Annotated in this window: 13 protein-coding genes; 10 read left to right on the top strand and 3 right to left on the bottom strand. The window is 74.2% G+C overall.

Annotated elements, in window-relative coordinates:
- The first annotated feature begins 75 nt into the window (after nucleotides 1-75).
- The 4 genes from metG (at nucleotide 76) to rsmA (ending at nucleotide 4999) form a co-directional block, all read left to right on the top strand.
- Nucleotides 76-1905 (top strand): methionine--tRNA ligase, encoded by a 1830-nt coding sequence (gene metG, locus EDD28_RS02300; RefSeq protein WP_123738151.1) that lies wholly within the window; start codon nucleotides 76-78, stop codon nucleotides 1903-1905.
- Nucleotides 1906-1907: 2 nt separating this feature from the next.
- Nucleotides 1908-2864, top strand: a complete 957-nt coding sequence (locus EDD28_RS02295; RefSeq protein WP_123738150.1) for a TatD family hydrolase — start codon at nucleotides 1908-1910, stop codon at nucleotides 2862-2864.
- A 141-nt stretch (nucleotides 2865-3005) separates the two neighbouring features.
- A complete protein-coding gene (locus tag EDD28_RS02290; protein ID WP_170169320.1) occupies nucleotides 3006-4064 on the top strand; it encodes a resuscitation-promoting factor in 1059 nt (352 codons plus the stop codon).
- A 41-nt stretch (nucleotides 4065-4105) separates the two neighbouring features.
- A complete protein-coding gene (rsmA, locus tag EDD28_RS02285; protein ID WP_211339091.1) occupies nucleotides 4106-4999 on the top strand; it encodes a 16S rRNA (adenine(1518)-N(6)/adenine(1519)-N(6))-dimethyltransferase RsmA in 894 nt (297 codons plus the stop codon).
- 46 nt (nucleotides 5000-5045) lie between these two features.
- Here rsmA and EDD28_RS02280 read toward each other — a convergent pair whose 3' ends face one another.
- Nucleotides 5046-5678 carry a helix-turn-helix domain-containing protein gene (locus EDD28_RS02280; protein WP_123738148.1) on the bottom strand — a complete coding sequence of 211 codons (633 nt, stop codon included), beginning with the start codon at nucleotides 5676-5678 and terminating at the stop codon, nucleotides 5046-5048.
- Nucleotides 5679-5706: 28 nt separating this feature from the next.
- Between EDD28_RS02280 and EDD28_RS02275 the strand changes: the two genes are divergently transcribed.
- From EDD28_RS02275 to EDD28_RS02260, 4 genes are read left to right on the top strand one after another with little or no spacing between them, the layout of a single operon-like run.
- Complete coding sequence (locus EDD28_RS02275; RefSeq protein ID WP_123738147.1) at nucleotides 5707-6675, top strand: NAD(P)/FAD-dependent oxidoreductase; 969 nt, start codon at nucleotides 5707-5709, stop codon at nucleotides 6673-6675.
- On the top strand, nucleotides 6672-7322 hold the full coding sequence (locus EDD28_RS02270; protein ID WP_123738146.1) for a class I SAM-dependent methyltransferase: 651 nt from the start codon (nucleotides 6672-6674) through the stop codon (nucleotides 7320-7322). The genes EDD28_RS02275 and EDD28_RS02270 overlap by 4 nt, the downstream gene beginning before the upstream one ends.
- A gap of 4 nt (nucleotides 7323-7326) precedes the next feature.
- Nucleotides 7327-8436 carry a CobW family GTP-binding protein gene (locus EDD28_RS02265; protein WP_245967881.1) on the top strand — a complete coding sequence of 370 codons (1110 nt, stop codon included), beginning with the start codon at nucleotides 7327-7329 and terminating at the stop codon, nucleotides 8434-8436.
- Nucleotides 8437-8484: 48 nt separating this feature from the next.
- Complete coding sequence (locus EDD28_RS02260; protein WP_211339090.1) at nucleotides 8485-9213, top strand: SAM-dependent methyltransferase; 729 nt, start codon at nucleotides 8485-8487, stop codon at nucleotides 9211-9213.
- Between the two features lie 121 nt (nucleotides 9214-9334).
- Here EDD28_RS02260 and EDD28_RS02255 read toward each other — a convergent pair whose 3' ends face one another.
- The gene (locus EDD28_RS02255) at nucleotides 9335-9628 is read right to left on the bottom strand and encodes a hypothetical protein (protein ID WP_123738144.1); all 294 of its coding nucleotides are present in this window, start codon (nucleotides 9626-9628) and stop codon (nucleotides 9335-9337) included.
- Nucleotides 9625-9969, bottom strand: coding sequence for an ArsR/SmtB family transcription factor (locus EDD28_RS02250; RefSeq protein ID WP_123738143.1), 345 nt, complete (start codon nucleotides 9967-9969; stop codon nucleotides 9625-9627). Before EDD28_RS02250 ends, EDD28_RS02255 begins: the two co-directional genes overlap by 4 nt.
- A gap of 191 nt (nucleotides 9970-10160) precedes the next feature.
- Here EDD28_RS02250 and EDD28_RS02245 point away from each other — a divergent pair, with 191 nt between their 5' ends.
- Together EDD28_RS02245 and EDD28_RS02240 are read left to right on the top strand one after the other, a co-directional pair.
- Complete coding sequence (locus EDD28_RS02245) at nucleotides 10161-10868, top strand: TetR/AcrR family transcriptional regulator (RefSeq protein WP_123738142.1); 708 nt, start codon at nucleotides 10161-10163, stop codon at nucleotides 10866-10868.
- Complete coding sequence (locus EDD28_RS02240; RefSeq protein ID WP_123738141.1) at nucleotides 10865-12148, top strand: MFS transporter; 1284 nt, start codon at nucleotides 10865-10867, stop codon at nucleotides 12146-12148. Before EDD28_RS02245 ends, EDD28_RS02240 begins: the two co-directional genes overlap by 4 nt.

Here is a 12148-nt window from a genome sequence, read left to right as displayed (position 1 = left end):
TGGCGGGTGCCCGACCCGTCGACCGGCACCTGCCCCGCCCGCGGTGACCGCGCCGCTCACTAGACTGCTGACCCCGTGAGCCACATCCTCTCCGCCGTCGCCTGGCCCTACGCCAACGGCCCGCGGCACATCGGTCATGTCGCCGGCTTCGGCGTTCCCTCCGACGTGTTCAGCCGGTACATGCGCATGGCGGGGCACGACGTGCTCATGGTCTCCGGCACGGACGAGCACGGCACCCCGATCCTCGTCCAGGCCGAGCAGGAGGGCGTCGCCCCGCAGGTGCTCGCCGACCGGTACAACCGCGTCATCGTGGAGGACCTCGCCCAGCTCGGGCTCACCTACGACCTGTTCACCCGCACCACCACGCGCAACCACTACGCGGTCGCGCAGGAGCTGTTCCGCCAGGTCCACGCCAACGGCTACATGATCGAGCAGACCACCGTCGGCGCCATCTCCCCGAGCACGGGCCGCACCCTCCCGGACCGCTACATCGAGGGCATCTGTCCCATCTGCTCCTACCCGCACGCCCGCGGCGACCAGTGCGACAACTGCGGCAACCAGCTCGACGCCTCGGAGCTCAAGGAGCCGCGCAGCCGGATCAACGGCGAGACGCCCGTCTTCATCGAGACCGAGCACTTCTTCCTCGACCTGCCGGCCCTGGCCGACGCGATCGCCGCCTGGCTCGAGACCCGCTCGAACTGGCGTCCCAACGTCCTCAACTTCTCCCGCAACCTCCTGCAGGACGTGCGCCCGCGCGCCATGACCCGGGACATCGACTGGGGCATCCCCGTCCCGCTGGTCGGCTGGGAGGAGAACCCGGGCAAGCGCCTGTACGTCTGGTTCGACGCCGTCGTCGGCTACCTCTCGGCCAGCATCGAGTGGGCCCGCCGCGAGGACCTGCGCGCGGGCGGCACCGGTGAGCTGACCGCCGAGACCGCGCAGCGCTGGCGCGAGTGGTGGAACGACCCGATGGCCCTGTCCTACTACTTCATGGGCAAGGACAACATCACGTTCCACTCCCAGATCTGGCCCGGTGAGCTGCTGGGCTACAACGGCCAGGGCAGCCTCGGCGGCCAGCCGGGCGCGTTCGGCCACCTCAACCTGCCGACCGAGGTCGTCTCCAGCGAGTACCTCAACGTCGCCGGCCAGCAGTTCTCCACGAGCCGCGGCGTCGTCATCTACGTGCGCGACATGCTCTCCCGCTTCCAGCCCGACGCGCTGCGCTACTTCATCGCGGCCGCCGGCCCGGAGTCCTCCGACGCCGACTTCACGTGGGAGGAGTTCCAGCGCCGGACCAACGACGAGCTCGTCGCCGGCTGGGGCAACCTCGTCAACCGGACGGCCACGCTCGTCCACAAGAACTTCGGCGAGATCCCGACGCCGGCCGAGCGCACCACCGCCGACCTGGAGCTGCTGGAGCTGACCGATGCCGGGTTCACCCGCGTCGGCGACCTCGTCCGCGGCCACCGTCAGCGCGCGGCCGTCGGCGAGGCCATGCGCGTCGTGAGCGAGGTCAACCGGTACGTGAGCCAGCAGCAGCCCTGGACGCTCAAGACCGACCGCGAACGCCTCGGCACCGTCCTGCACACGATGTCGCAGGCGGTCGCCGACTGCTCGCGCCTGCTTGCGCCGTTCCTGCCGCACTCCAGCGACCAGGTCCACGACCTGTTCGGCGTCCCCGGCCCGCTCGCGCCGCAGCCGGTGGTCGAGGAGGTCACCGACCTCGACGACGCGACGCGCGCCTACCCCGTCATCACGGGCGACTACCGCCTCGGCGAGACGGTCGGCGCCTGGGAGCGGGTCGACGTCGTGCCGGGCACCCCCGTCGAGAAGCCCACGCCGGTCTTCACGAAGCTGACCGACGAGACCATCGCCGAGGAGATCGAGCGCCTCAAGGCCGAGTGAGCATGTCACGCAAGCATCGCCCGACCGGCTGGCCGCCGGCGCCCGAGCCGCTGCCGGGTCCCGTCGTCGACGACCACACCCACCTCGACTCGCTCGCGGAGTGGGTGGCGCCGGGCTGGGGGGCGAGCGAGGACGACGACGCGCCCGTGCCGCTGGCCGCCCACCTCGGGCGGGCGGCCGGCGTCGGCGTCGATCGCGTCGTCACGGTGGCCTGCGACGTCGACGCGATCCGGTGGACGGACGCCTTCCTGCGAGACCTCGAGGACGGCGTGCTCGCGGGCGTCGGCGTCCTGGCCGCGGCGGCGATCCACCCGAACGAGGCCGCGCTCCACGCTGGCGTGCGCGAGATCGCGCCGGACGGGCTCGACCCCGACCCTCGCCCGCGGCACGACCTCCAGCTCGACGAGGCGATCGCCCTCGTCGCCGCCACCGTTCGCGCCAACCCGCGGTTCCGCGCCATCGGCGAGACGGGGCTGGACTTCTTCCGCGCCGGCCCGCGCGGCCGCGCGGTGCAGCGCGAGGCGTTCCGGGCCCACGTCGCCCTCGCGAAGGAGCTCGGCCTGCCGCTGCAGATCCACGACCGGGACGCGCACGCGGACGTCGTCGAGATCCTCCTGGCCGACGGCGCCCCCGAGCGCACGGTGTTCCACTGCTTCTCCGGCGACGTCGAGCTCGCCCGGACCTGCGCCGAGCACGGCTGGTACCTCTCGATCGCCGGTCCCGTCACGTTCCGCGCGAACGACCAGCTCCGCGCTGCGGTCGGGTCGGTGCCGCTCGAGCTGCTGCTCACCGAGACCGACGCGCCCTACCTCACGCCGCACCCCGACCGCGGCCGGCCGAACTCGCCCTACCTCCTGCCGGCGACGCTGCGCGAGATCGCCCGGGTCCGCGACGAGCCGCTGGAGCGCGTCTGCGCCGTGACGGCCGCGACCGCCGAGGGCCTCTACGGCCCCTGGTAGTCGCGCGTCGGCGGCCCGCGGCGGACGCGTCCGACGTGTGCCGGCCGCCACGGGCCCTGGTCAGGAGCCGCCGACGGGGTTACCGTTGAAAGGTTGTCCCGCGGCGTGGAGGTGTGTCAGGTGGTGTCTGAGGTCTCGGACGTGACCGAACGAGCCGGCTCGCGCGGTCGCAAGACCGCGGCGATCGGCGGCGTCGCTGCGCTCGGCGTCGCCATCGGGACGCTCGTCTGGCTCGCGCCGTTCGACGGCGGGACCGACCCGGCCGCCGCGGCGCCATCGCCGTCCGTGACGTTTGCCGAGAGCAAGGACGTCCCCCTCGCCGCCACGCTCGCCGCCGACGAGGTGCGCGGCCTCTTCCCGACCGTCTCGCGCGCCGAGCGCGCGGCCCTGCTCGACGGCGCCGGCGTCACGTTCACGGTCGTCGTCGACGGTGAGACCTACGAGCTGACGACGGCCGCCGAGACCTTCGGCGATGCGCTCGCGCAGGCCGGCATCGTCGTCGGCTGGGACGACGACATCGCGATCGACCTGTCCGCCCCACCGGTCGAGGGCGCCGAGGTCAGGATCGGCCGCGTCACGACCGGGACGGTCACCGAGCAGGTGACCACCCCGCACGAGACCGAGGAGCGGAACACCGGCTCGCTCGACCTCGGCAAGACCCGCGTCGTCCAGGAGGGCGCGGACGGCGTCGCCAACGTCACGAGCACCGTGCGCTACATCGACGGCGTCGAGGTCTCCCGCACCCAGCTCCTCTCCGCGGTGGTGAGCGACCCCGTGACGGAGGTCGTGGAGGTCGGGACCCGCAAGCCCGTCGTCGTCGCGGCACCCGCCACCGGCGGTGGCGACTCCGGCGGCGGCTCGGACGCCGGGTCGGGCGCCAGCTCCGGCGGCACCGCGAGCACGAGCGCCGAGTACACGCTCGCGCAGTTCAAGCGGGCCGGCGTCGTCAACTGGGACGGCAAGAAGTTCACCTACTACTCGCAGAGCGTCCTGCCCGGCGGCGGCCTCTCGATCCCCGGCCGGCACGTCAACGGCGACGGGTACGTCGCCGACGGCGACGGCTACATCGTCCTCGCCGCCCCGTACGGGGTGGCGCACGGCACCGTCTACTCGACGCCGTTCGGTTCCTCCGGCAAGGTCTACGACACCTGCGCCACGTGCAGCTCCAGCCCGCTCTGGCTGGACGTCTACATCAAGTAGCTCCCCGGGTCGTGCTCGTCGGGTCCGAGTACCCTGCTGGGGTGCCCGACGCCTCCGAGACCGCCGACCGCCCCGAGCTGCCGCTGCTCACCACCTCGGACGTGCGCGAGCTGCTCGGGCTGACCGGGGTCCGTCCGACCAAGACGCTGGGCCAGAACTTCGTCACCGATCCCGGGACGGTCCGCCGCATCGTCCGGTCCGCCGGCGTCCGCCCCGGCGAGGTCGTCGTCGAGGTCGGGCCGGGGCTCGGCTCGCTCACGCTCGGTCTGCTCGAGGCGGGGGCGCGCGTCGTCGCCGTCGAGATCGATCCCGTGCTCGCGCAGCGGCTCCCGTCGACGGTCGCGGCGCGGGCGCCCGAGGTGGCCGACCGGCTGCGCGTCGTGCCGGCGGACGCGATGGCCGTCGACGACGTGACGTTCGACGGCGAGCCGCCCACCCGGCTCGTGGCCAACCTGCCGTACAACGTGGCGGTTCCCGTGCTGCTCACGATGCTCGAGCGGTTCGGCTCGCTCGAGGAGGTCCTCGTCATGGTCCAGGCGGAGGTCGCGGACCGGATCGCGGCTGCGCCCGGGTCGAAGATCTACGGCATCCCCTCGGCGAAGGCCGCCTGGTACGCCGCGGCCAGCGGCGCCGGCAAGGTCGGTCGCACGATCTTCTGGCCGACCCCCAACGTCGACTCCTCGCTGGTCCGGCTCGTCCGCCGCGACCCGCCGGCGGTGGCCGTCGCGTCAGGAGTCGAGCGGGAGTCCGTCTTCGCCGTCGTCGACGCGGCGTTCGCCCAGCGTCGCAAGACGCTCCGCGCGGCGCTCGCGGGGTGGGCCGGGTCGCCGCAGGCCGCCGAGGACGCGCTGCGTTCCGCCGGCATCGACCCGACCCGGCGCGGCGAGACGCTCACGATCGAGGAGTTCGCGGCCATCGCCGCCGCCCGGGCCTGACGCCCCGAGCGCCGGGGGCGGCGCGGGGGACCGACCTCGGCGTGCGTCAGTCGTCGGGCTCGGCCGAGCCGTCCGCGACGACGCGGGTGTGGATGCGGGCGCCACCGTCGTTGAAGATGCTGATGACCTGGGCCGGACGACCCCCGGCGGCCGAGATGGCGTGCGGGATCCGCGTGTCGAACTCGGCCGCCTCGCCGCGGGTGAGCACGAGGTCCTGCTCGCCGAGGCGGAGCCGGAGGCGCCCGGCGAGGACGTAGAGCCACTCGTAGCCGTCGTGGACCCGCAGCTCCGGCAGCTCCCGCGCGGGCGGGTAGGTGATCTTGTAGGTGTCGACCGGCGAGCCCTCGGGGGCGAGCGGCGCCACGACGAGGCCGTCGCGCCGGATCGCCGGCCGGCGCACCCGTGGGTCGGGGGCGTCGAGACGGACGAGGTCGTCGATGCGGATGCCGAGCTGGCGGGTGAGCGGCAGCAGCAGCTCGAGGCTGGCCTGTCGCTTGCCCGACTCCAGGCGCGACAGCGTGCTCGTCGACATCTCGGCCCGCGCCGCGAGCTCCTCCAGCGTCCACCCGCGGGCGTGCCGGGCCGCGCGCAGCCGGGCACCGACCTGGGACAGCTCCTCGTGCACGTCGGCCTCCTGGCTGGCGATCCCTCTTGCCAATACCGCAAGAGTGCTTGCCATTCTGCCATGTGTCGCCTGGACTGGTCCCATGAGCACCTCAGCAGACCCCGGCGCCACGTGGGACGCCATCGTGATCGGCGGTGGGGCCGCCGGCCTCTCGGCCGCCCTCCTCCTCGGCCGCGCGCGACGCCGCGTCCTCGTCGTCGATGCCGGCAGCCCCCGGAACCGGTTCGCCGACCACATGCACGGCGTCCTCGGCAACGAGGGCACCCCACCGGCCGACCTCCTGCTGCGGGGCAGGGGCGAGGTGGCCGACTACGGCGTCGAGTTGCGGGACGGCGCCGTCGAGACCGTGCGGGACGAGGGCGCCCGGCTCGCCGTGACCCTCGCCGACGGCGGCGTCGAGCTCGCCCGCGCGCTCGTCGTCGCGACCGGGCTGACGGACGAGCTGCCGGACCTGCCCGGCCTCGCCGAGCGCTGGGGAACGAGCGTCCTGCACTGCCCCTACTGCCACGGCTGGGAGGTGCGCGACGAGCGGATCGGCATCCTCGCGACGTCGCCGATGGCACTGCACCAGGCGCGGCTCGTGCGCCAGTGGAGCGACCGCGTCACGCTGCTGGCCGGCGCGCTCGGGCCGCTCGACCCCGGCGAGGAGGCCCGGCTGCGGAGCCGAGGCGTCGAGGTCGTCGCCGAGCCCGTGGTCGAGGTGCTCGGGGACGGACCGCGGGTCACGGGGGTGCGCACCGCCGATGGCCGCGTCGTGGAGCTGGACGCGATCTTCACGGCCGGCGCCCCGCGTCCCCACGACGCCTTCCTCGCCGACCTCGGCCTCGCCCGGGCCGACCTGCCGTTCGGGCTCGGCTCGTTCCTCGCCGTCGACCCGACGGGCAGGACCAGTCACGAGCGCGTCTGGGCGGTCGGCAACGTCGTCAACCCGATGGCCAACGTGCCGATGGCGATCGGCGCGGGTGCGTTCACGGGTGGCGCCGTCAACGGCGCCCTCGTCGAGGAGGACTTCGACCTCGCCGGCGCCGCCCGCGAGGGGGCCGGATCATGACGGAGACGGCCGCCTCGTTCTGGGAGGCCCGCTACGCGGACGCCGAGCGCGTGTGGTCGGGCCGGGTCAACCGCGTCGTCGCCGTCGTCGCCAGCGCCCTCCCGCCGGGGCGAGCGCTCGATCTCGGCTGCGGTGAGGGCGGCGACGCCGTGTGGCTGGCCCGGAACGGCTGGACGGTCACCGGCGTCGACCTCTCGCCGACCGCGATCGCGCGCGGTCGCGCCGCCGCCTCGGCCGCGGGCCTCGGCGAGGGCGAGCTGCGCCTGGAGGCCGCGGACCTGGCCACGTGGCGGGCACCGGGGGAGTACGACCTGGTCTGCGCGTCGTTCCTCCAGTCCTGGCCGGTGCCCATCCCGCGCGAGGACATCCTGCGGCGGGCGACCGGCTTCGTCGCCCCCGGCGGCCGGCTGCTCCTGCTCGCGCACGCGGCGGCGCCGTCCTGGTCCGACCACGCGATGGTCCACGACCACCCGTTCCCCACGCCCGAGGAGGACCTCGCCGCCCTCGCGCTCGACGCGGCGCACTGGGAGGTGCTCGTCTGCGAGACGCGGGAGCGCGAAGCGACGGCGCCCGACGGCAGCCCCGCCACGCTGCTCGACGCGGTCGTGCTCGTGCAGCGCAGGCCCGGCGGCTCGCCGGAGGCGTGACCGGGTGGTGATCGGGCAGCGCACGTCGCCGGCGCGAACCGTCGGGCCGCCGGACCGCGTGCCGGTCGTCGCGGTGACCGGCTACCTCGGCGCGGGCAAGACGAGCCTGCTCAACCACCTGCTGCGCCGGCCCGGTGCCCGGCTCGGTGTCGTCGTCAACGACTTCGGCGAGCTCAACGTCGACGCCGCGCTGGTGGCCGGTCAGGTGGACGAGGCGGCCGCTATCTCGGGCGGGTGCCTGTGCTGCCTGCCCGACGCCGGCGGGCTCGACGACGCGCTGGAGCGGCTCGCCCAGCCGCGGCTGCGCCTCGACGCGATCATCGTCGAGGCCAGCGGGGCCGCCGAGCCCCTGGCGCTGGCGCGGCTCATCCGGTTCAGCGGTGTGGAGCGCGTCCGTCCCGGCGGGGTGATCGAGGTGGTCGACGCCGTCGCGCACGCCGACACCGTCGACGTCCGCCCCGAGCCGCCCGCGCGCTACGCGGCCGCGACGCTCGTCGTGGTCGGCAAGACGGACCTGCTGCCGGCGGGGGAGCGCGACGGGGTGGTCGCCCGCATCCGCGCCCGGGTTCGCGAGCGCAACCCGGTGGCCCCGATCGTCGTCGCCCGACGCGGCGCCGTCGACCCGGCGCTGGTGTTCGACGCGGCCTCCGACTCCGACCCGGTCGACGAGCTGCCGATCGCCCGGCTGATCCGCGAGGCTGCCTCGGGCGAGGGCGAGGGGCACGATCACGGGGGCGACCACACGGGGCACGGCCACGGCCATGACCACGTGGCCGCGCTGGCAGCCTCGGTCCGGCTGGCGGGGCCGGTCTCGCCCTCGGAGCTCGTCGACCTGCTCGAGGACCCGCCGCCGGGTGCCTACCGGCTCAAGGGGCGGGTGCGCGTGCGGGGTCCGCGGGCCGAGCGCGGGTACGTCGTCAACGTCGTGGGGCGGTCCGTCAACGTCGCGCGGCTCACGCCGCCGCCGCCGACCGGTGAGCTCGTCGCGATCGGCGTGGATCTCGACCTCGACGCGGCTCGCGCGCGCCTGGCGGCCGTCGCAGAGGCGACGGCCGAGCGGCCCGACGCCGGCGGCCTCCGGCGGCTGAGCCGCCACCGCCGACTCAGCGACTGAACGGCCGAGTGCACCTGATACTCATTCTCAATAGGCTACGGTGAAGCGGTGAGCGCACCGGACCCCTATGCCGCGACCGCCGGTCTCTACGACCTCGTCAACGCCTCCTTCCGGGCCGGGCAGACCGCCGCCGTCGAGGCGCTGCTGCCGCTGCTCCGCCCCGACGAGGGGCCCGTGCTGGACGTCGGCGCCGGCTCGGGGCTGAACCTCGCGCTCGTCCTGGACCGGCTGCCGCGGGCGCGGGTCGTGGCGCTCGAGCCGAGCGCGGCGATGCGCTCGCTCGCGCTGGCGCGGGTCGCGGCCCGTCCCGAGTGGTTCGACCGCGTCACCGTCCGCCCGGAGGACTTCTTCTCGGCGCAGTTGCCCGAACGCCTCGGCGGCGCGATCGCGCTGGGCGTCGTCGGACACTTCGACGCCGGCGAGCGGGCCGCGGTCCTCGCGGAGCTGGCCGCGCGGCTGCCCCGGGGTGGCGCGGCACTGATCGATCTGCAGGACCCGCCGCGCCCGGCGCGCGTCGAGGCGCGGGAGTTCACCGTCGCCCGGGTGGGGGAGCTGGACTACCGCGGCATCGCCGAGGCGTGGCCCGTCGACCTCGAGCTCATGCGCTGGCGGATGACGTACCTGACGCTCGAGGGGGAGCGGGTCCTGGTCGAGGAGACGGCCGAGCTCGACTACCGTCACCCGGCGCCCGATGTCGTCGCTCGCGAGGCGGCGGAGGTCGGGCTCGGGCTCGACCGGCTGGGCGAGACGACCTACTGGCTGCTGACGCGCGACTGATCGTCCGCACTCGTCGGCTCGTGCCGCGAGGGGCGGGCGGACGGGGAGCGACGACGGGGGAGCGTGACGGTCGTCGCGCGCCCCGTCGTCGGAGAGCGTCGTCCCGGCCGGGTGGCCCGGGTCAGTGCTCGTCGTAGTGGTCCCCGTGGGCCGCGTGGCGGTGCTCGCCGTGCACGTAGTCGACGTGATCGCCATGCTCGACGGCCTCGTGGCCGCAGTCGCCGCCGTGGGCGTGCTCGGTCGCGGTGTGCTCGGCCACCGACTCGTGCTCGTCGTAGTGGTCGCCGTGCGGGGCGTGGTGGTGGGTGCCGTGCACGTAGTCGACGTGGTCGCCGTGCTCGACGGCCTCGTGGCCGCAGTCCGCGCCGTGGGTGTGCTCCGCGGTCGTGTGCTCGGCGTGGATGTCCGTGGTCATGCTGACTCCTTCTGCTCCGATGGGGATGACGCCTGGTCCGCGAGGTCGTTCGCGGCAGGCTCTCGGACGTGGGCGAGCGCGTCGGCGATCACGTGGCTCACGTGCAGGTCCGTCAGGTGGTACGTGACCTCCTTGCCGCTGCGGCTCGGGGTCGCGAGACCGGCCTGGCGAAGGGTCCGCAGGTGCTGGGACACCAGCGGCTGCGACATGCCCGTCGCTTCCGCGAGCGCCCCGACCGTGTGCGGCTGCTGCCCGATCAGGCGCAGCAGCCCGAGCCTCGACTCGCTGCCGAGAACCTTGAAGAGCTGCGCCGCCTCGGCGAGTCCCGGTTCCACGTCCATGCCTCCATCCCACCACACATATAAACGTATTGCAATGCGTACATTCTATTGAGAGGGGTTCTCGTCGTCAACTCGCCCGATGGCGGGTGGGCGCGTCTCGCCGACCGAGAATCATTCTCACCATCACGGCGAACAGTGTTCTAATGGAGCAGCGGTGCTGCCGCGAGTCGAGGATCGAGACAGGAGTCGATGTGACCGGGACGACCGTCGCACCCTTCCACGTCGGGCTGACGCCGGAGCTCGTCGTCGACGCCGCCGTCGACCTCACCCGGGCCTCGCACCTCATGACCTGGTCGATCCGCGACCTGGCGTCCCGGCTCGGCGTCGCCCCGTCCGTCGTCTACCACCACGTCGGCGGGAAGGACCTGCTCTGCCGCCGCGTGGTCGAGCGGGTCCTCGCCCTGATCGAGCTCCCGCCGGACGGGCTGGACTGGCGAGACTGGTACCGCCGGCTGCTGTCCGGGATCGGACCGCTCGCGGCGCAGTACCCGGGCGTCGCGAAGTGGATGCTCCTGCACGGGCCGACCATCCCCGCCGCGCTGCCGGTGCTCGAGACCGGCACCCGCGTCCTGCGCGCGGCCGGCTTCGGCGAGCGGGCGAGCCTCGCGTACGCGCTGCTGCTCAACAACGCCATGCTCACCGTCGCGATCGGCGACGACCGGCGCCAGCACGAGGGCGACGGCCCCCGTGACCACGCGACCATGATGGCCGAGTTCGCGCAGACGGCCACCGCGTCCGACGAGCTCCGAGAGGCGTGGCACGGCTTCATCGGGCCGTATCTCCGGGGCGACGGCGCCGCCGCGCGGATGCGGGAGGCCTACTACCGCGTCGTCATCGACACGACCATCGCCGGCCTCGAGGCCATGCTCGCCGGCACGACCCCCGAGGAGCCCGCATGACCGCGCCCGACGCCACCACCGGCGCGACCACCGGAGTGTCCGGCGACGCGACCGTCGTCGACGTCGCGTCCGCCGCCGACGCGGTGCCCGACGCCCGCCCGCAGATCCCGCTGCTGCTCGGGTCCGTCCTGCTCGTCTACCTCGGGCAGATGACGCTCAACCCGATCATCGCGCCGCTGTCCCGCGAGGTCGGCCTGGCGGAGTGGCAGGTCGGCGTCACGATCAGCACGGCCGCGCTCATGGTCGTGCTCACCAGCCAGTTCTGGGGACGTGCCTCGCAGTCCTGGGGGCGCAAGCCGGTGCTCGTCGCCGCCTTCGTGCTCGCCACGCTCACGATGGCGCTGTTCGCCCTCCTCGCCCGGCTCGGCATGGCCGGGATCGTCACGGGCGCCACGCTGTTCGCCCTGTTCGTCCTCCTGCGCGGGGTCGGCTTCGGCGCTGCGATCGCCGCCGTCCCGCCGACGGCGCAGGCCTACGTCGCCGACGTCACCGACGACGGACCGGCCCGCGTCCGCGGCATGGCCGGGATCGGCGCCGTCCAGGGCATCGCCATGGTCGGCGGCGCGATCGTCGGCGGCGTGCTGGCCCCGCTCGGACTCCTCGTCCCGCTCGTCGTCGTCCCCGTCCTTCTCGCGGCCGGTCTCGTGCTCATCGCGGTCCGGCTGCGCCGCGAGCCCCGCGCCGAGCTGGTCGAGCGGCCCCCGCTGGTCCGCCCGCTCGACCCGCGGGTGTGGCCGTTCCTGCTCGCCGGCTTCGGGATGTTCACCGCGCTCGGGTTCATCCAGGTCGTCACCGGGTTCCTGGTCCAGGACCGCCTCGGCCTCGACGCGCGGACGACCGGGCTCGTCACCGGCGGCGCCCTCGTCGCGGCTGGCATCGGCATGGTCCTCGCGCAGTCCATGATCGTCCCGCGCAGCGGCTGGGCCCCGCCGAGACTGCTGCGCGTCGGCGGGGTGGTCGCGCTGGCCGGGTTCGTCGTCCTGGTCCCGGACGCCGGCATCGTGCCGCTGTTCGTCGGGATCCTGCTCGTCGGCCTCGGTCTCGGCATCGCGATGCCCGGGTACACCGCGGGGCCGTCGATGCTCGTGCGACGGGAGGAGCAGGGCGGGCTGGCCGGGCTCATCGGGGCGACCAACGGTCTCACCTTCGTCGTCGCGCCCGTCCTCGGCACCGCCCTGTACGGCGTGTGGGGCCAGCTCCCGATCCTCATCGGCGGCGTCGTCATGGCGGTCGTCGTGCTCTTCGTGCTCGCCCACCCCCGCTTCCGCGCCCTCGGCTGA

The organism is Salana multivorans (assembly GCF_003751805.1).
Taxonomy (GTDB): domain Bacteria; phylum Actinomycetota; class Actinomycetes; order Actinomycetales; family Beutenbergiaceae; genus Salana; species Salana multivorans.
This window is presented reverse-complemented; position numbering and strand designations above follow the sequence as displayed.